This window comes from Methylopila capsulata (genome assembly GCF_016907975.1).
Lineage (GTDB): Bacteria > Pseudomonadota > Alphaproteobacteria > Rhizobiales > Methylopilaceae > Methylopila > Methylopila capsulata.
On the sequence record NZ_JAFBCY010000003.1, the window covers coordinates 271,469 to 290,621 of the forward strand.

The 19,153-nt window shown below is 71.1% G+C and carries 15 protein-coding genes and 1 pseudogene; 9 read left to right on the forward strand and 7 right to left on the reverse strand.

The window, feature by feature from the left end:
• Nucleotides 1-11: 11 nt before the first annotated feature.
• Nucleotides 12-953: a diacylglycerol/lipid kinase family protein gene (locus tag JOD31_RS19765; RefSeq protein WP_204950695.1), complete on the forward strand. Its 942-nt coding sequence runs from the start codon at nt 12-14 to the stop codon at nt 951-953.
• Nucleotides 950-1,825 (forward strand): metallophosphoesterase family protein, encoded by an 876-nt coding sequence (locus tag JOD31_RS12570; protein ID WP_204950696.1) that lies wholly within the window; start codon nt 950-952, stop codon nt 1,823-1,825. Before JOD31_RS19765 ends, JOD31_RS12570 begins: the two co-directional genes overlap by 4 nt.
• 14 nt (nt 1,826-1,839) lie before the next feature.
• Here JOD31_RS12570 and JOD31_RS12575 read toward each other — a convergent pair whose 3' ends face one another.
• Complete coding sequence (locus JOD31_RS12575) at nt 1,840-2,316, reverse strand: hypothetical protein (RefSeq protein ID WP_204950697.1); 477 nt, start codon at nt 2,314-2,316, stop codon at nt 1,840-1,842.
• A gap of 136 nt (nt 2,317-2,452) precedes the next feature.
• Between JOD31_RS12575 and JOD31_RS12580 the strand changes: the two genes are divergently transcribed.
• The gene (locus JOD31_RS12580) at nt 2,453-4,054 is read left to right on the forward strand and encodes a peptide chain release factor 3 (protein ID WP_204950698.1); all 1,602 of its coding nucleotides are present in this window, start codon (nt 2,453-2,455) and stop codon (nt 4,052-4,054) included.
• Between the two features lie 183 nt (nt 4,055-4,237).
• On the opposite strand, the gene JOD31_RS12585 is transcribed toward JOD31_RS12580, so the two are convergent.
• From JOD31_RS12585 to JOD31_RS12600, 4 genes are read right to left on the reverse strand one after another with little or no spacing between them, the layout of a single operon-like run.
• The gene (locus JOD31_RS12585; RefSeq protein ID WP_204950699.1) at nt 4,238-5,458 is read right to left on the reverse strand and encodes a CCA tRNA nucleotidyltransferase; all 1,221 of its coding nucleotides are present in this window, start codon (nt 5,456-5,458) and stop codon (nt 4,238-4,240) included.
• Nucleotides 5,455-5,730 (reverse strand): DUF6111 family protein, encoded by a 276-nt coding sequence (locus JOD31_RS12590; protein WP_204950700.1) that lies wholly within the window; start codon nt 5,728-5,730, stop codon nt 5,455-5,457. The genes JOD31_RS12585 and JOD31_RS12590 overlap by 4 nt, the downstream gene beginning before the upstream one ends.
• On the reverse strand, nt 5,727-6,395 hold the full coding sequence (locus JOD31_RS12595) for an NUDIX hydrolase (protein WP_210341489.1): 669 nt from the start codon (nt 6,393-6,395) through the stop codon (nt 5,727-5,729). Before JOD31_RS12595 ends, JOD31_RS12590 begins: the two co-directional genes overlap by 4 nt.
• The gene (locus JOD31_RS12600) at nt 6,392-7,003 is read right to left on the reverse strand and encodes a DUF1285 domain-containing protein (protein WP_246482490.1); all 612 of its coding nucleotides are present in this window, start codon (nt 7,001-7,003) and stop codon (nt 6,392-6,394) included. Before JOD31_RS12600 ends, JOD31_RS12595 begins: the two co-directional genes overlap by 4 nt.
• 187 nt (nt 7,004-7,190) lie before the next feature.
• On the opposite strand from JOD31_RS12600, the gene JOD31_RS12605 reads away from it, so the two are divergent.
• From JOD31_RS12605 to JOD31_RS12625, 5 genes are all read left to right on the forward strand, one after another.
• On the forward strand, nt 7,191-8,201 hold the full coding sequence (locus JOD31_RS12605; RefSeq protein ID WP_204950701.1) for an AAA family ATPase: 1,011 nt from the start codon (nt 7,191-7,193) through the stop codon (nt 8,199-8,201).
• 5 nt (nt 8,202-8,206) lie between these two features.
• Nucleotides 8,207-9,121: a DUF58 domain-containing protein gene (locus JOD31_RS12610; protein WP_204950702.1), complete on the forward strand. Its 915-nt coding sequence runs from the start codon at nt 8,207-8,209 to the stop codon at nt 9,119-9,121.
• Nucleotides 9,118-11,970 carry a DUF4159 domain-containing protein gene (locus JOD31_RS12615; RefSeq protein ID WP_204950703.1) on the forward strand — a complete coding sequence of 951 codons (2,853 nt, stop codon included), beginning with the start codon at nt 9,118-9,120 and terminating at the stop codon, nt 11,968-11,970. The genes JOD31_RS12610 and JOD31_RS12615 overlap by 4 nt, the downstream gene beginning before the upstream one ends.
• 178 nt (nt 11,971-12,148) lie before the next feature.
• Complete coding sequence (locus JOD31_RS12620) at nt 12,149-14,224, forward strand: hypothetical protein (RefSeq protein WP_204950704.1); 2,076 nt, start codon at nt 12,149-12,151, stop codon at nt 14,222-14,224.
• A gap of 38 nt (nt 14,225-14,262) precedes the next feature.
• Nucleotides 14,263-14,964: a MarC family protein gene (locus JOD31_RS12625; RefSeq protein WP_204950705.1), complete on the forward strand. Its 702-nt coding sequence runs from the start codon at nt 14,263-14,265 to the stop codon at nt 14,962-14,964.
• Between the two features lie 244 nt (nt 14,965-15,208).
• Here the strand turns inward: JOD31_RS12625 and JOD31_RS12630 are convergent, their stop codons facing one another.
• Nucleotides 15,209-16,162: a ring-cleaving dioxygenase gene (locus JOD31_RS12630; RefSeq protein WP_204950706.1), complete on the reverse strand. Its 954-nt coding sequence runs from the start codon at nt 16,160-16,162 to the stop codon at nt 15,209-15,211.
• 125 nt (nt 16,163-16,287) lie between these two features.
• Between JOD31_RS12630 and cutA the strand changes: the two genes are divergently transcribed.
• A complete protein-coding gene (gene cutA / locus JOD31_RS12635) occupies nt 16,288-16,602 on the forward strand; it encodes a divalent-cation tolerance protein CutA (RefSeq protein ID WP_204950707.1) in 315 nt (104 codons plus the stop codon).
• A gap of 259 nt (nt 16,603-16,861) precedes the next feature.
• Here the strand turns inward: cutA and JOD31_RS12640 are convergent.
• Nucleotides 16,862-19,108: pseudogene (locus JOD31_RS12640) on the reverse strand (trimethylamine N-oxide demethylase); the annotation flags it as partial.
• Nucleotides 19,109-19,153: the final 45 nt, after the last annotated feature.

The window sequence follows — 19,153 nt, forward strand, 5'->3', positions numbered from 1 at the left end:
GGTAGCAACGCGTGAGGGTCGCTCTCGTCGTCAACGGCTCGTCCGGTTCGCTGCTCGGGCGCACCGGCATGGCCGAGGAGCTGGAGGCGAAGCTCACCGCGACCGGTCTCGAGGTCGTCGCGGTCCTCGACGGCGACGCCAGCGACGTCGCCGACCGGCTGAAGCGGGCCGCGGCCCTGCCTGTCGACGCCATCGTCACCGCGGGCGGCGACGGGACGATCGCGACCGCCGCCCAGCTTCTGATGGGAACGGACAAGGCGCTCGCGCCGTTGCCCTTCGGGACGATGAACCTGCTGGCCAAGGATCTCGGACTGCCGCTCGACGTCGACGCGGCGATCCAGCAGATGGCGGCCGGCGAAATCCGCGAGATCGACGTCGGCGAGGTCAACGGCCGCGTGTTTCTGTGCAACTCCATGCTCGGCCTGCCGGCCCGGCTCGCCGAACGGCGGGAGAAAAACCGCGAGCATATGGGCGCGCTCGGCTGGTGGCGTCTGTTCGCCGCCGGGCTCAAGGGCCTCTATCGCTACCCGCCGATGCGGATCGGGCTCGACCTCGGCCGCGGCCCCGCGGCGTTCCGGACCAAGGCCATCGTGATCGCCAACAACGGCTACGACGAGGGGTTCGGGCAGGTCCTGACCCGCTCGCGGCTCGATCGCGGCGAGCTCGTGGTCTACGCGACCCGCCGCCTGAGCGTCTGGCCACTGGTGCGGCTTTCGGTGCGCATGGCGCTCGGGACCTGGAGCAAGGACGCGGATCTCGAAACCTATCCGGTGACGCGGCTGGCGGTGACCAGCCGCCGCCGCAAGCTCCGCGTCATGAACGATGGTGAGACGATGCTGCTGACGCCGCCCCTGCGCTACCGCTCCCGTCACAAGGCGCTGAAGGTGCTCGCGCCGCGTTCGCCGGAGACGACCGCGACGGCGGACGCCTCAGCGCTGGAGGGCGCGGCATGACCCGTCTCGCCCACATCTCGGACCTGCACTTCGACCGCGTGGATCCCGCAATCGTCAAAGGCCTCAGGGACGAGCTGAACCACGACCGGCCCGACCTCGTGATCGTCAGCGGAGACCTGACGCAGCGCGCCTATCGCGAGGAGTACCGCTCCGCCGGCGCCTTCCTCCGCAGCCTCGAGTCGCCGGTGCTCGCGGTCCCCGGCAATCACGACATCACCTACATCCATCTCGCGCAGCGCTTTCTCGATCCCTACGCGCGCTGGCGCCGTTTTATCGCGCGCGAGATCGAGCCGACCTGGACCAACGATCAGGTGGCGGTGATCGGCCTCAACACCGCGCGGCGCATGGCCTGGGGATTCGACTGGTCGAAGGGGCGCTTCGGGCTCCGCCAGCTGCACCGGCTGAACAAGCGGCTGGAAGCGCTGCCCGAGCACCTGTTCCGGATCATCGTCGCGCACCACCCGCTGCATCCGCCGGCGCACGCGCCGGACCTCGACGTGGTCGGACGCGCCGACGACGCGCTCGCCTGCTTCCGCCGCAACCGCGTCGGGTTGGTGCTCGCCGGCCATCTGCACCGCGGCTACGTCCATGTCGATGAAATCGACCAGGGCGACGCGCCGCGGCTGCTCGTGGTGCAGGCCTCCACGGCCACCTCGACGCGGCTGCGCGGCGAGCCCAACGCCTACCACCGCATCACCGTGCGCCCCGGCGGTCGGGTGCATCTCGAAGTGCGCGCCTGGGACGGAGCGCGTTGGGTCGCCGTCGCGGCGCGCGACCAGGGAGCCAAGCTCACCATGGGCGAGCTGCCGTTCCACGCGCCCGAGGTGGAGGAGATCGCAGGGCGTGAAAACGCGCCCGCGGGGTTGGGATAAATCGACTACGGAATTTACTTCGCGAAAGCCTCTTTTAAACTAATCTCATCAGGTATTTGTCTTTCATCAGCCTCCGATATCATCCTCTCGAACGTCGATATCATTTTATTCTTCGATTTCGGAATATCATGATATTTTTCGACTAATTCTTTAATCTGAGCGATAGTGAAATTTTCGCTTAAGTTTGGAATCGTGAATGAGATATTTCGTCGAAGATACTTTGGTAGCTTTGGAACCATCGAGATCCCAGAGTGATTTGGAAACATCGACGATTGCCGCTCTGACTCTATCTTCTTCGCCGTCCTTCCGCCGACATCTTTGACTATCTGCATCAAAGCCATAGATGTAAGCTGCTCGCGAACGGAATTTATTTCAGACGAATGCCTTTCGATAAGAGCCGACGTCACCTTTTGATTACTATAGTTCCCTGTTTGAGCTAGCTCCCGGATTAGAGCTTCGACAATCGGCTTTAGATCCGTGATAGCGCGCATGAGATCCTTATCCCTCCGCCGTCGGATGTTCTATCTTTGATCCCTCTCTTTTGGGTTGCAACCTATTCCTGAAGGCACCCACAGGAAGCTTAAGCCGCCGATTGACATTTTCGGGCTGCGCGAGCCAAGACACGCCATGACCGACGCCGCCCTCGCCACGCCTGAGACGCCCCTCGCCCGCGAGGTGAAGCGTCGCCGCACCTTCGCGATCATCTCGCATCCCGACGCCGGCAAGACCACGCTGACCGAGAAGCTGCTGATGTTTGGCGGCGCGATCCAGCTCGCGGGGCAGGTCAAGGCCAAGGGCGAACGCCGCCGCACCCGCTCCGACTGGATGGCGATCGAGCGCGACCGCGGCATCTCGGTCGTGACCTCCGTGATGACCTTCGAGTACCGCGACTGCGTGTTCAACCTGCTCGACACGCCGGGTCACGAGGACTTCTCGGAGGACACCTACCGGACGCTCACCGCCGTCGACAGCGCGGTCATGGTGATCGACGCCGCCAAGGGCATCGAGGCGCGCACCCGTAAGCTGTTCGAGGTGTGCCGGCTGCGCGACATCCCGATCGTCACCTTCATCAACAAGATGGACCGCGAGAGCCGCGACCCGTTCGAGATCCTCGACGAGATCGAGACCACGCTGGCGCTCGACGCCACGCCGCTGACCTGGCCGATCGGCCGCGGGCGCGATTTCGCCGGCACCTTCGAATTGGGTTCCGGCCGCATCCGCCTGGTCGACGGCGGTGACGAGGCTGCCGGAGTGGGACTGGAGGCGCTGGGCGGTCTCGTCTCGGAGCATCGGCTGGCCGAGGTGACCGAGGAGCTGGAGCTGGCGCAGGGCGCGCTGAAGCCCTTCGAACTCGCCTCGTTCCGCGAGGGCCACCTGACTCCGGTGCTGTTCGGCTCGGCGCTCCGGAACTTCGGCGTCCGCGACCTGCTGGACGCCCTCGCCGACCTCGCGCCCTCGCCGCAGGGGCTCGACAGCGACAAGCGCCCGGTCGCGGCCGAGGAGCCGCGCATGACGGCCTTCGTGTTCAAGGTCCAGGCCAACATGGACCCCAACCACCGCGACCGCATCGCCTTCGTCCGGCTCTGCTCCGGCAAGCTGACGCGCGGGATGAAAGCGCTGCAGACGCGGACCTCCAAGACCATCGGCCTGCACGCGCCGCAGTTCTTCTTCGCGCAGGACCGGCAGCTCGCCGAGGAAGCCTTCGCCGGCGACGTCGTCGGCATCCCGAACCACGGCCTGCTGCGCATCGGCGACACGCTGACCGACGGCGAGAACCTGTCCTTCCTCGGCGTGCCAAGCTTCGCGCCGGAAATCCTGCGCCGCGTCCGGCTGGAGGACGCGATGAAGGCCAAGAAGCTGAAGCAGGCTCTACAGGAGATGGCCGAGGAAGGCGTGGTGCAGGTGTTCCGCCCCGTCGACGGCTCCCCCGCGCTCGTCGGCGTCGTCGGTCCCCTGCAGCTCGACGTGATGGAGGGGCGGCTCAAGGCCGAGTACGGCCTCGAAGTCGGGTTCGAGCAGAGCCAGTACTCGCTCGCCCGCTGGGTGTCGGCCGAGAACAAGCTCGACCTCGCCGAGTTCCTGAACGCAAACCGCGCCAGCACGGCCGAGGATCTCGACGGCGACCCGGTGCTGCTCACCGGCTCCGCCTTCCAGATGAGCCGCGCGCAGGAGCGCTGGAGCAAGGTCAAGTTCACCGACGTCAAGGACGTGCGGAAGGTGGCGGCGTAAGGACCCGCGGCCGCTGCGACCGGCGCAACGCCAGCCGATCGCCGTACCTGCCCCCAGCCTCCGTCGTCGTCCTCCGGCTTGACCGGAGGACCCACCGGCAACGTCGCGCTCGATGCCGGACATGGATGGTCCGGTCAAGCCGGACCATGACGGCGCGTTTGGACCCCCGGTGGATAGCCCGCGCTATCTCGTGGCCGCGTCCACCAACGCCTCGGCGGCTGTTCCCGCCGGAAATCCCGCTTCAATCCACGCCTCTTCCGCCGCGCGAAGCGCACGGCCTAGGGCGGGGCCCGGCGCGACGCCGCGCGCTATGAAGTCGCTCGCCGCGAACGGCGGCTTCGGGATCGTCCACCTCTCCGGGAGCGCTGCGAGCGCCGCCCAGGCCGCATCGCCCGGAGCCGCGGCGGCGTCGACCCACCCGAGCCGCGCGCGATCCTCGAACGCCTGCCGCCCCAGCCGGTAGAGCGCGACCTTGGCCGCCGCCTCGCCGGTCGCCGGGGTCAAGGGCGGCCGCGCGTCGCCGATGGCGGCGAGCCGCTGCGCCTCGGCGTTGGTCAGGCGAAGGCGTTGCTGGAGCCGCTCGCCATCCTCCGCCACGACCTGCGCCAGCGCCGCGAGGCGCAGCAGGGCGTCGCCCGCGCCGTCGAGTTCGACCATGCGTTCGAAGCGGCGGACGCGCGGCGCGCCGCCGAGCAGCAGGCCGGGCAGCCCCGCCTCGGCCATCGCGCGCAGGGTCTCTGCAGCCCGCGGCGCGATGAGCAGCTTGAGCAGCTCGACCCGCACCCGCTCGCGTGACAGCGTGGCGAGGCCCGCACGCTCGGCGACCGCGGCGGCGAAACCCTCGCGATCGAGCTCCCCCCTCCCGAACCGCGCGTGAAAGCGGAAGAAGCGCAGGATGCGGAGGTAGTCCTCGCGGATGCGCTCGCGCGCATCGCCGATGAAGCGCGCGCGCCCCGCCTCCAGATCGCCCAGCCCGCCGACGAGGTCATGGATGCGGCCGGCGCGGTCGAGGTAGAGCCCGTTCATGGTGAGGTCGCGGCGCTGCACGTCCTCCGCCCAGTCGCGGGTGTAGGCCACCACCGCGCGACGGCCGTCGGTCGCAACGTCCCGGCGCAGCGTCGTCACCTCGAAGGGATGGCCCTCCGCCACGACCGTCACAGTGCCGTGATCGATGCCCGTCGGGACCGCCTTCCAGCCGGCGGCGCGGGCGCGGCGCATGGTTTCTTCGGGCAGCGCCGTGGTCGCGACGTCGATGTCGCCGCGGGGCAGTCCGAGCCAGGCGTCGCGCACCGCGCCGCCGGCGATCCGCGCCTCTTCGCCGTCGCTGTCGAGCGCGGCCAGCACCTCGCGGAGCGGCGACGCCGTCAGCCAGGCGACGTCGTCGAGCCGCGCCGAGACCGTCATTTCGTGTCGGGCTCGATCATGCGGCCGGGCACGAACACGCCGTTCTCCATGCGCGCCGGCATGTAGAGCGCCTTGGTCGAGCCGCCGGTGGTCAGCGCGAGCGTCGCGAGGCTGCCGAGGGTGAGCGCCAGCGCGATTCCGACGAGCCACACCAGGGGAATGCCCCGCCAGCGCTCGGGCGCGCGCCAGCCGTGGCCGGCGAAGTGCAGCCATGCCGCGTAGGCCACGAAGGGCGAGAGAAACAGGGCTATCTGGAAAAGAATGCGCGTCATTCCGCGTAAAGCCGATCATAGAGGTTCCGCAGGACGCCCGCGGTGACCCCCCAGATATGGCGTTCCCGCCACGGCATGTGATGAACTTTTCGAAGGCCGCCCGCCCACTCCCGCATTTCGACGCCGTGGTTCTCCTCCTGCATGAGGAATCCAAGCGGAACCTCGAAGGCGTCGGCGACCTCGCCGGGCGACAGCGTGAGCGCGTAGGACGGCGCGATCTCGGCCACCACGCCCACGATCGCGAAGCCGGAGTTCGTGATGTAGAGATCGAGGTAGCCGAGCGGCCGCACCAGCGCGGCGTCGAGGCCGACCTCTTCCTGCGCCTCCCGCAGGGCGGTGGCGAGCGGGGACGCGTCCCCCGGATCGCGCTTGCCGCCGGGGAACGAGATCTGGCCGGCGTGGACGGGAAGGCCCGCGGCGCGCTGGGTGAACAGCAGTTGCGGCTCCTCCCGCGCCACGACGCCCACCAGCACCGCGGCCGCGCGCGGTATGCGGTCCGGCGGCAGCAGGTCGCGCTCGCCGACCACAACGGTCTCCGGGTCGTCGGGATCGGGCGCCGTCGCGTGCAGACGCCGCGCCGCGCGGGCGCGAAAGTCATCGAGGGTGAAGGCTGCGTCGGGAGCCACGTCGCTCGCCGCGGCGGAGGCGACGCCGTCACCCCTCATGCGCCCGCCTCGGCCATGGCGAAGAACGCGCCGCCGGCCCAGACGCCGAGCCGCCCGTCGCGCTCCTCGGCGAGGTCCACGAGATCGTAGACCGCGGAGCGCGCGACCAGCGCCCAGAGGTCGGAGCGCACGTGGACGTAGGGCTTGAAGCCGCCGTCCGGCGCCTCCTCGAAGCGCAGGGCGTGCTCGGGACTGACGTCGACCACCTCGTCCACGTTGGTGCGGAAGCGGATGCGGCGCTGTGGACCCTCGCCGTCGCTCGCCAGCTCCACCGCGAGGAAGGGCGCGTCCTCGACGGTGATGTCGAGCTTCTCGGCCGGCGTCACGAGGACGTAGCCTTCGGGATCCCGCCGCAGAACGGTCGAGAACAGTTTGACGAGCGCCGGGCGCCGGATGGCCGAGCCCTCGTAGATCCAGGAACCGTCCGCGCGGATGACGAGGTCCAGCCTTCCGCAGCGTTCCGGACGCCATTTGTGCACAGGCGCGACGCCGCGGGCGCAGGCCTCGCGCGCCGCCTCCGCCAGCGCGGTCATCCGGTCGGGAGCGGGCTCCTGGGGCGTTGCGCTCGGCGTGTGGTCGGACATCACGTTCAGTTGACGCTCCTGCATCTCCAGGCGGGGCCTTGGTGTCGCCCCTTTCCTGCCCTCTGCCTAAATGTAAGGCGGCGGACCGGCGAGGGTAACCCGCCTCAGCCCCGCGCGCCCGACCTTAGGCCCCGGCGCGAGGCTTGCATTGTGGGCCATACGGTCGTCCGATGCGTAACAGTCCGACGACACAGGATGCGAGGAGCGCTCCATGACGCAAGCGGCGACCGACGGCGCGACCGACCTCGACGCGGCCATCGTCCGCGGCGCGGAAGCGATCGGCGGCCATGTGGCCAGCGCCCGCGCCGCGATCGGCCAAGTCATCTTCGGCCAGGACAAGGTGGTCGACCAGGCGCTGCTGACCGTCCTGTGCGGCGGCCACGCGCTGCTGGTCGGCGTTCCCGGCCTCGCCAAGACGAAGCTCGTCGAGACGCTCGGCACGGTGCTCGGCCTCGACGCGCGACGGGTGCAGTTCACGCCGGACCTGATGCCCTCCGACATCCTCGGCTCCGAGGTGCTGGAGGAGGACGCCCACGGCCGCCGGTCGTTCCGCTTCGTCTCCGGGCCGATCTTCGCGCAGCTGCTGATGGCCGACGAGATCAACCGCGCGAGCCCGCGCACGCAGTCCGCGCTGCTGCAGGCGATGCAGGAGTACCACGTCACCGTCGCCGGCCAGCGCTACGACCTGCCGCGGCCCTTCCACGTGCTCGCGACCCAGAACCCGCTGGAGCAGGAAGGCACCTATCCCCTGCCCGAGGCGCAGCTCGACCGCTTTCTGATGCAGATCGACGTCGACTATCCCGACCGGGACGCCGAGCGTCGCATCCTGCTCGCCACCACGGGCGCGGAGGAAGCGAAACCGAAGGCGGCGATGACCACCGACGACCTGCTTCAGGCGCAGCGTCTCGTCCGCCGCCTGCCGGTGGGCGAATCCGTGGTCGAAGCCATTCTGGATCTCGTGCGCTCCGCCCGTCCGGAGACGGCGGAGAAGACCGTCGCCGACAAGATCGCCTGGGGCCCCGGCCCCCGCGCGAGCCAGTCGCTGATGCTGGGCGTGCGCGCCCGCGCCCTGCTCGACGGCCGCTTCGCGCCCTCGATCGACGACGTGGCGGCGCTGGCCGGGCCGATCCTGAAGCACCGCATGGCGTTGACCTTCTCCGCCCGCGCCGACGGCGACACGCTTCAGGGCGTGATCACGAAGCTCGTCGAGCGGCTCGGCTGACGCGGATGGCGGTGCGGGCCGGGCTGGTCGATCCCTCCGAGACGCGCGTCGCCCAGCGGCACGAGGAGGCGGCGCTCGGCCTCGCCGGCAGCCTGCCTCGGCTGGTCGTCGCGGCGCGCCGAGCCTCGGCGACCGTCGTCCACGGCCTGCACGGCCGCAGGCGGTCGGGCACGGGCGAGAACTTCTGGCAGTTCCGCCGCTTCACCGCAGGCGAACCCGCCGGCCGCATCGACTGGCGCCGCTCCGCCCGCGACGACAACGTCTACATCCGCGAGCAGGAGTGGGAGGCGGCGCACACCGTCTGGATCTGGATCGACCGCTCCCGCAGCATGGCCTTCCGCTCCAGCCTGTCCGAGACCTCCAAGGTCGAGCGCGCCGTCGTCCTCGGGCTCGCGCTGGCGGACGTTCTGGTGCGCGGCGGGGAGCGCGTCGGCCTTCTCGGCCTGACCCGGCCGACCGCGAGCCGCAACGCGATCGAGAACCTGGCGCAGGCCTTGATCGCCGCCGGAGACGACGACGCGCATCTGCCGCCCAAAGCCGCCCCCATCGCGCGGCTGTCGGAGGCGATCGTGATCGGCGACCTGCTCGCCCCGGAAGAGGAGATCGCGGCGACGGTCGCGAGCCTCGCGGCGCGCGGCGGACGCGGGCATCTGGTGGCGATCGTCGATCCCGTCGAGGAGACCTTCCCCTTCACCGGCCGCACCGAGTTTCTCGACCCGGACGTCGCGGGCCTGAAGCTCGTCGCCGGCCGCGCCGAGGAGTGGCGGCAGGGCTACGCCGAGCGGCTCGCCCGCCACCGCGCGGCGCTGGCCGACATCGTGCGTCGGCACGGCTGGGCGCTGCACATCCACCGCACCGACCGTCCCGCGACCGAGCCCCTGCTGGCGCTGCACGCGCGGTTGGCGGAGCCTGCCGCATGAGCGCGCTCCCCCTCGCCTTTCTCAGCCCCTGGCTGCTTGTCGGCCTGATCGCCCTGCCGGCGCTGTGGCTGCTGCTGCGCCTGACCCCGCCGCGTCCGCAGACGGTCGCCTTCCCGCCGATGCGCCTTTTGCTCGACGTGGTGGCCAAGCGCGAGACGCCGTCGCGCACGCCGTGGTGGCTGCTGCTGCTGCGGCTGGGGCTGGCGGCGCTGATCATCTTCGCCCTCGCCCGACCGATCTGGAACCCGCAGGCGGCCGCGACCGCAGGGTCCGGGCCGCTGCTCGTCGTGGTCGACAACGGCTGGGCCGCCGCGCCGGAATGGGACGCGCGAGTCGACGCGGCGAGCGCTGCGATCGCGGCGGCCGGCGACGACGGCCGCGCCGTGGCGCTGGTGGCGACCGCCGACGCCGCCCGCCGCGAGATCGGCCTCGAGACCGCCGACGAGGCCGCGAAACGCCTGAGGGTGCTCGCGCCGGAGCCGTTCTCCCCGGACCGCGCGCTGCTGCTGCCGACGCTCGGCGATTGGCTGAAGGCGAACCCTTCCGCCGACGCGCTCTGGATTTCCGACGGTCTCGCCGGGGGAAACGCCCGCGTTTTCGCGGACGGGCTCAAAGCCGCGCTCGGCTCCCGCGGGCTTGCGATCCGCATCGATCCCGCCCGCTCCGCCCGCGGCCTCGCCGCCGCCGACAATGCGCCGGGCGGCCTGACCGTGAAGGCGCTCCGCGCCGAGGCCGCAGGCCCCGAGACCGTCCGGGTCCGCGCCAGCGACCTGCGCGGCCGCGCGCTCGGCGAGACCGACGCGGCGTTCGGGGTCGGCGCCCGCGAGGCGACGGCGACCTTCGAGATGCCGGTCGAGCTCCGCAACGACATCGCCCGGCTGGAGATCGTCGGCGCCAAGACCGCCGGCGCCGTGCAACTGCTCGACCAGCGCTCTCGGCGCCGCACCGTCGGCGTCGTCACCGGCGCGACCGCCGACACCGCGCAGCCGCTGCTGTCGCCGACCTACTACGTCACCCAGGCGCTCAAGCCCTTCGCGGACGTGCGCGAGGCGCGCGGCCAGGGCGCAAGCGCGGCGGTGGAGAGCTTCGTGGAGCAGAAGCTGCCGGTGATCATGCTGGCCGACGTCGGCGCGCTGACCGAAGAGGCGCGCGCGCGTCTCGGCGCCTGGGTGCGGGACGGCGGCGTGCTGGTGCGCTTCGCCGGACCTCGCCTCGCCGGCGCCGCCGACGACGGGCTGAGCCCCGTGCGGCTGCGACAGGGCGGCCGCACGCTCGGCGGCGCCCTCGCCTGGGAGACGCCGCAGGCGCTCGCGAGCTTCGCCGGCTCCGGGCCCTTCGCGCCGCTTGCCGTTCCCGGCGACGTCACGGTGACGCGCCAGGTCCTGGCGGAGCCCGACGCCGACCTGCCCGACCGGGTGTGGGCGACCCTCGCCGACGGCACGCCGCTCGTCACCGGCGCGCGCGAGGCCAAGGGGATGAGCGTCTTGTTTCACGTCACCGCCGACACTCGCTGGTCGAACCTGCCGCTGTCCGGCGCCTTCGTCGACATGCTCCGGCGGATCGTCGACCTCGCCGGATCCGGCCCCGCTCCGACCGCCGCGGCGCCCGGCGCTCAGGGGGCGGCCGCCGCGCAGCCGCAGGGCGAGCCCGCGCAGGCCGCCGCGCCTCGCGCGACGCTGCCGCCAACCCGCACGCTCGACGGCTTCGGCGCCTTCCGCAGCCCGCCGGCGACGGCGAAGCCCGCGCCGGCCGACGGCCGCCCCGCGGCGACGCCCGACAACCCGCCCGGCTTCTACGGCCCGGTCGACGCCGGGATCGCGGTCAACGCGCTGGGCGCCGACGCGTCGCTGGCGCGGGTCGATCTCGCGGGCCTCGACGCGACGGTGTCCGACGTGGTCGCCGTCGAACCCACGCCGATCGCGCCCTGGCTGTTCACGCTGGCCGCGCTGTTCGCCATTCTCGACAGCCTCGTGGTGTTCCTGCTCGGCGGCGGCATGGCGCTCCTTGCCCGTCGCGGACCGAAGGCGGCGCTCGGGCTGGCCGTCGTCGGCCTCGCGCTCGTGGCCCACGCCACGCCCGGCTTCGCGCAGGCCGCGCCGCCGAAGGCCGCATACGACGAACGCTTCGCGCTGGAGGCGACGCTCGCGACCCGCCTCGCCTATGTCTCGACCGGCGATTTCGAGACCGACCGGATCGCCAAGGCCGGTCTCGAAGGCCTCACGCAGCAGATCGCGCTTCGCACCGCGCTGGAGCCGGGCGCGCCAATGGCGGTCGACCCCGCAAAGGACGAACTCGCGTTCTTCCCGCTGCTCTACTGGCCAGTCATCGAAGGCGCGCCTACGCCGTCCGCCGCCGCGCTCGCCCGCATCGACTCCTACATGAAGCAGGGCGGCACCATCCTGTTCGACACCCGCGACGCCCTGACGGGCGGGCGGGGCCCCGAAGGCGACAGCCTGAAGCGCATCCTGGCCGGCCTCGACGTGCCTTCGCTCGAGCCCGTGCCGCGCGACCACGTGCTGACCAAGGCGTTCTATCTGCTGGACGAGTTCCCCGGCCGCTACGCCGGCAGCCCGCTCTGGGTGGAGACGATCCCCGCCGCCGACGAGGGCGAGGAGCGCCCGGCGCGCGCCGGCGACGGCGTCTCCCCCATCCTCATCACCGGCGCGGACTTCGCGGGCGCCTGGGCGGTCGGCTCCGACGGGCTGCCGCTGTTCCCGACCTCCAGCGACGAACGCCAGCGCGAGATGGCGACGCGCGTCGGCATCAACATCGTGATGTACACGCTGACGGGGAACTACAAGGCGGACCAGGTCCACGTGCCGGCCCTGCTGGAAAGGCTGGGGCAGTGAACGGGCGACAAGCGAGCCAGTCCCCCTCCCCCTTGCGGGGAGGGGTTGGGGGTGGTTCCAAAGGAAGCGCTGCGGCCGTCGCATCTCTTCGGTCGACCGCCCCCCTCGTTCTGCGCCACCCCCAACCCCTCCCCGCAAGGGGGAGGTGGGCAGGCGGCGTCTGTGACAAGGCCTTCGCATGAACCTCGACGTCGCCTTCGCGCCGCTGCTGCCCCTCCCTGCGCTGATCGCCCTTGCGGCGGCGGGCGCGGTCGTGGCGGTGCTGTGCGTATTCGGGCGCACCCGCGGCGCGTGGCTGCGCGCCGGCGCCATCGCCTGCCTGCTGCTCGCGCTCGCGAACCCCTCCTTCACGCGCGAGGACCGCGAGACCCTGACCAACATCCTGCCGGTGGTCGTCGACCGCTCGGGGAGCCAGACGCTGGACGGCCGCAAGGAGCAGACCGACGCCGTGCGGCAGGCGGTCGAGGAGCGGCTGCGCGGCTTGCCGAACACGGAGGTTCGCTGGATCGAGGCGGGGCAGGACGGCACGGCCTCGGACGGCACCGAGCTGTTCTCGGCGCTGCGCAACGCGCTCGCCGACGTGCCGCCGGAACGGGTGGCCGGCGCGCTGTTCGTCACCGACGGCGTCGTCCACGACGTGCCGCCGGACGCGCGCGACCTCGGCTTCGCGGCGCCCCTGCACGCGCTGATCACCGGCCGGCCCGACGAGCGCGACCGCCGGGTGGCGCTGACGTTGTCTCCCCGCTTCGGCATCGTCGGCCAGACGCAGAAGGTCGGATTCCGGATCGATGAGGTCGGTCAGGGGCTCGGCCGACCCGTGCCGGTGGTGGTGCGGCGCGACGGCGAGGAGATCGCGAGGCTCGACGCGCTGCCGGGGCAGGTCACGACGTTCGACGCCCCGATCAGCCATGCGGGCGTAAATTTCATCGAGATCGAGGCGGAGCAGGTTCCGCAGGAGATCACCACGGTCAACAACCGCGTGGTGCTGCCGATCGACGGCGTGCGCGAGAAGCTCCGCGTGCTGCTGGTCTCCGGCGAGCCGCACGCCGGCGAACGCACCTGGCGCAACCTGCTGAAGGCCGACGCCAGCGTCGATCTCGTGCATTTCACCATCCTGCGCCCGCCGGACAAGCAGGACGGCACGCCGATCAACGAACTGTCGCTGATCGCCTTCCCGACGCGCGAGCTGTTCGCCCAGAAGATCGACGAGTTCGACCTCATCATCTTCGACCGCTACGCGCGCCAGGGCATCCTGCCGATCATCTACTTCGACAACATCGCCCGCTACGTGCGCGACGGCGGCGCCGTGCTGGTCGCCTCCGGTCCGGACTACGCCGAGCCCGGCTCGTTGTTCGAAACGCCCCTCGCCCAGGTGCTGCCCGCGGAGCCCATGGGCGGCGTGATCGAGCGCGCCTTCCGGGCGCAACTCTCCGACGTCGGCCGCAAGCACCCGGTCACCCGCGGGCTGCCCGGCTCCGAAACCAACCCGCCGACCTGGGCGCCATGGTTCCGGATGGTCGACAGCCGGCTGCGCGAGGGCGAAGCCGTGCTCAACGGCCCGGACGACCGGCCGCTGCTGGTGCTCGCCCGCGAGAACAAGGGCCGCGTCGCGCTGCTGCTCTCCGACCACGCCTGGCTTTGGGCCCGCGGCTTCGACGGCGGCGGCCCCCACGTGGACCTGCTGCGGCGGCTGTCGCACTGGCTGATGAAGGAGCCCGACCTCGACGAGGAGGCTCTGCGGTCGCGCGCGACGGGCAAGACCGTCACCTTCGAGCGGCAGACGCTGAAGGACGAGGTCCAGCCGGTGACGGTCACGCTGCCGGGCGGCGCCACGCGCGAGGTCACCTTGACCGAGGCGGAGCCCGGCCTGTGGCGTGGAACGCTGGAGACGCCGGAGCTCGGCCTGCACCGGGCGACCGACGGAACCTTCACCACGCTGGTCAACGTCGGCCCGCCGAACCCGCGGGAGTTCACGGAGGTCGCGAGCACGTCGAAACGCCTCGACGCTCTCGCCGGCGCGTCCGGCGGCTCCGTCCGCCGGGTGGTTGCGGAGCCGGGCGCGGACATCGAGGTCCCGCGCATCGTGCCGGTGGCCGCCGGCGCGCGGGCGTCGGGCTCCGACTGGATCGGCGTCCGCCAGGCGGACGTCTCGGTGGTGCGCGGCATCGGCATCCTGCCGGTCTTCGCGGGGATTCTCGGGCTGCTGCTGCTGATCGGCGCCTTCGCGGCGACCTGGGCGCGCGAGGGTCGGTGAGCCGCCCCCGCCGCCTCCGCCCGACCTGAGCTCCCGCGATGTCGTGGGGGCTCGATCTCGTCCAGCACTTCCTGCTCGCCTTTTCGGCGCTGTTCTCGATCGTGAACCCGATGGGCGGGGCGCTGATCTTCAGCCAGGTCACCTCGAACCGCACCCATCTGGAGCGGGTCGCGCTCGCCGGCCGCATCGGCGTCTACGCCGCCATGATCATGTTCGGCGCGCTGTGGGTCGGGGTCTATGTGCTGAACTTCTTTGGCGTGACGATCGAGGCGCTGCGGATCGCAGGCGGCCTGGTGGTGGCCGCCGCCGCCTGGCAGATGCTGAACGCGCCGGAGCACCGCGAGGCCCGCAAGCAGAGCCAGGCCGACGAGGCGATGGAGGGCTCGCCCGCCGACACCGCGTTCTTCCCGCTCACCATGCCGCTGACGACCGGCCCCGGCACCATCTCGGTCGCGATCGCGCTCGGCGCCAACAGACCGGCCGAGGGCGCGGCCTTCGTCACCTTCGCGGTCGGCGCCTCCGCGGGCGCGCTCGCGGTGGCGGGCTCCGTCTGGCTCGCCTACCGCTGGGCGGACGGCATCGTGAACCTGCTCGGGCCCGGGCGCGTGCAGATCGTGGCGCGCCTCGCCGCCTTCCTGCTGCTCTGCGTCGGCGTCCAGATCACGCTCAACGGCGCGATGGAGGCGCTGAAGCAGGTGCGGGCGGCGGAGGCGGCAGCGATCGTCGCCCCAGCGCGGTGATCTCCCGAACTGGATGCCGGCACAACAGGCGTCGTTCCGGGCGACGTCCCGGAACGCATAGCCACGCGGGTTTCGATGGCTCGGAAATGTCCGAGGCGTCGCACTGACTTAGCGGCAGGCTCGGTAACCGCTGAGCTACAAACGTGACACCGCTGAGTTTATGGGTCCCGGCACTTCGGCCGGGACGACGTGGAGCGTGGTCGAGGCCCTGATCAAAACACGGCGAACGTGCTGGAGCTCCGCCTCACAGCGGCTTCAGGCCCGCCTCGATCTCGGCCCGCCGCGGCTCGAGAAACGGCGGCAGCGCCAGCCGTTCGCCCAGCGTCTCCGCCGGCTCGTCGACCGCGAAGCCTGGGCCGTCGGTCGCGATCTCGAACAGCACGCCGCCGGGCTCGCGGAAGTAGAGCGAGCGGAAGTAGTAGCGCTCGACCTCGCCGCTGGAGCGCAGGCCGGCCTCCGTCACCCGCTCGGTCCAGGCGGTGAGGCCCGCCCGGTCGGGCGTACGGAACGCGACATGGTGCGCGCCGCCGGCGCCCTGCCCCGCAAAGCCGAGGCCCGGCTGCACCGCGACGTGCAGCTCCGTCTCCGGGCCGCCCCCCTCGCCCATGGCGAAGACATGGACGCGCCCGACGCCGTCGGGATCGGCGTGCTCGGCCACATGGCGCATGTTCATCACCTCGGTCAGCACCCGCGCGGTGCGTTCGAGCTTCGGCGCGCTGATGGTGATCGGCCCGAGCCCCCGGATCTGCCGTTCGGCCGGCACGGAGCTCGCCTCCCAAGGGCGCGCCTCGCCGACGCCGCCGTCGGCGACGAGCCGAAGCCGCTGGCCTTCCCCGTCCTCCACGTCCAGAGACGGCCGGCCGGCGCGTTCGGCGATGTCCGAGACCGTGACGCCCCTCGCGCTCAGCCGTTCGCGCCACCAGGCCAAGGCCGCCTCGTCGGCGACGCGCAGGCCGGTGCGCACGATGCTGTTCGAGCCCCGACGCTCGCGCGGCGCGGGCCAGTCAAAGAACGTCAGGTCCGTGCCCGGCGAGGCCTGCCCGTCGGCGTAGAACAGGTGGTAGGCGCTGACGTCGTCCTGGTTCACGGTCTTCTTGACCAGACGCAGGCCCATGGTCTCGACATAGAAGCGACGGTTCGCGGCGGCGTCGGCCGTGATCGCGGTGAGATGGTGGACGCCGGTGAGCGCGAGCGACATGGGGAGCGACCTCCTGGTTGACGGGGCTTGGCTCTCCATATCGGCGTGCGACGGTGCAACGTTAAGAGCGGACTTTTTGCGCTGATGCCAATCAATCACGCCATCGACGCAACCAGGAGCAGGCGATGACCGAGTTCGTGATCGTGACGACGACAGTGGACGACGCCGCGACGGCCGAGCGCATCGCCCGAAACGTCGTTGAGCGCCGCCTTGCGGCCTGCGCCGGCGTCGTGGCTCGGCGGAGCGTCTACCGCTGGAAGGGCGCTGTGGAGACGGCGGACGAGTTCGCGGTGGAGCTGAAGACGCTCGCCTCGGTCGCGCCGGCGTTGGAGGCCGCGATCCGCGAGCTGCACCCGTACGAGCTGCCGGAGGTGGTGGTCACGCCGATCGTCGGTGGATCGGCGGCCTATCTGGCGTGGATGCGGGAGGGCGTGGGGTAAACAGCCCAGCGCATGCTTCGAGACGCCTCCCTCCGGGAGGCTCCTCAGCATGAGGGCGTCAGTGATGCGAGACAAAACCTGCTCTCGCTTTCTCCCACCCTCCTCATGGCTCAGGAGCCCGCGTCGGTGGGCGTCTCGGAGCACGCACTCTGGCTCTCTTGCGAAGGGGGCGCTTAGGTCCTTACGCCCGCTCGGCCGCCCCACGGGGATCGAGCGACAGCGTCGGATCGATCGCCGGCGCCGTCTTCGGCTCGGCCTCGGCGCGCACCCGCGACTTCGTCGGGTCGTAGTGCGGGAACGCCACCACCGTCGCCGGGATGCGCTTCTGCTGGCCGTCGAGCTTGCCGATCTCGACCGCCGTGCCGAGCTCGGCGTAGGTCACGTCGAGCCTCGCGAGCGCGATGGTCTTGCCGAGGATCGGCGAGCGGATCGCGCTGGTGACGACGCCGATCTGGGCGCGGCCCACATGCACGCAGTCGCCGTGGCCGATGTGCTCGGCGCCGGTAACGTCCAGGCCGACCAGCTTCTTCGACGGCGTCTCCCGGCGGCGCTTCAGCGCCTCCGCCCCGACGTAGGAGTCGATCTTCTCCTTCGGCACGGCGAAGCCGATGCCGGCCTCGAACGGGTCGGTCTGGTCGCAGAACTCGTAGCCGGCGAAGGCGAGCCCCGCTTCGATACGGAGCATGTCGAGCGCCTTGAGGCCAAGCGGCTTCATCCCGCGCGGCTCGCCCGCAGCCATGATGGCGTCCCATACCTCCGGGGCCTTGTCCGGGTGGCAGAACACCTCATAGCCAAGCTCGCCGGTGTAGCCGGTGCGCGAGACCACGACCGGGATGCCGGTGATCTTGCCGACGGTGAAGCGGAACCACTTCAGCTCGGTCACCGTCGGCTGATGCGCCGGCGTGACGACAAGGGTCTCGAGGATCTCGCGCGACAGAGGGCCCTGGACGCCGACGTTGTGGAGCTGGTCGGTGGAGGTCTTCACCCACGCCTTGAGGCCGTGCTTGGCGGCGAGCTCGCGCAGGTGCACGCCGCAGTAGTCCTCGCCGCAGATCCAGCGGAAGTTGTCCTGGCCGAGACGGAACACCGTGCCGTCGTCGATCATGCCGCCGTGATCGTAGCACATGGCGGTGTAGACGACCTGGCCCACCGCCAGCTTCTTCATGTTACGGGTGACGGCGAGCTGCATCAGCGCCTCGGCGTCCGGGCCCAGCACCTCGAACTTGCGCAGCGGCGAGAGATCCATGATCGCGGCGCGCTCGCGAGCGGCCCAATACTCTGTGATCGGGCCCTCGTCGGAGTAGCAGTCCGCCAGCCAGAAGCCGCGGTACTCCACGAACTTGCGGGTGAGCGCGGAGGTGCGCGGGTGGAATCCGCTTTCGCGCGTCAGGCGCGGCTCGGCGTCGGGCGTCATGCGGTGGGCGATGCCTTTGGAGAAGGTTTCGGCGGCGTCGTAGACGCGCACGTGGATGTCGGTGGGCTCCCAGGCGTTGGCGACGTCGATGTCGTCCGCGCAGGAGGAGGAGGAGCAGACGAGGTCGGTCAGCGCCCGCAGCAGTACGTAGTCGCCCGGCCGGGACCACGGCTCGTCCATGGTGATGCCGTCGTCGGCGCCGACGACCGTGTTGAAGAAGAAGTTGATCGCCGGCCAGCCCGCCCGCGGCTCGATCCCGTAGGGCCGCAGCGCGCGGTTGAAATTGTCGGTGCAGTTGTCGTGGCCGGGGTAGCCCATGTCCTCGTAGTACTTGGCGGAGCACGCCAGCAGGAAGGCGTCGTGCCGGCCGACCGTGTCGCGCACGATCTCGACCAGCGGCGTCATGCGCGCGTCGAAGTACTTCGAGTGCAGGCCGGGTCCGGGGTTGGCGGTGCCCATCAGCGTGCGGGTGACCGTCGGGTCGAGGCCGAACTCCTTGCCGCGCTCCAGCGCCGCGGCGTCGAAGGCGAGGAAGTCGGAGCACTGCTTGCCGTCGACGTCGATGATCTGGATGTAGTCGCCGGCCTTGACGCGGTACGCCTCGGCGGTGGCCGCCTTCACCCGCAGGTCGAGCTTCGGCTCGGCCAACGGCTGAGGCGCCACGCCGCGGTTCGGGGCGTGGCTCGCGATCTCGAGCTTGAGGTCGGTCGGCGGCGTCTGCTCGTCGGGCGCCATGGCGCGACCGATCGGCGCCAGCGCCACGACGGCGTCCGCCGAGGCCTGGAAGGCCGCGACCGCGCCGGGCGCCGTGTCGGTCGACAGCAGCCGGAAGCCGGCGAAGCGCGAGACGTCGACCCCGCGCGCGGCGAGCGCGGCTTTGGCGGCGGCGGCGGCCTCCACGTCCTCGTCCGACACCTCCGCGAAATCGCCCGAGAGCGCGCCTTCGGCTGCGAAGATCAGGCCGGGCTGGCGCCCCTCCGGGTCCAGCACGCGGCAACGGTCGCCGGCCGCGAGATCGAACACCAGCGCCTCGCCGCCGCGGGCGACGAGCGTGGTGAGGCGGAGCGGAGCGGTGTCGGGCAGGGCGTCCATGGATACTTCTCCTCGGCCGTCGGCGAAGCTGCGGCCTTGAAACGA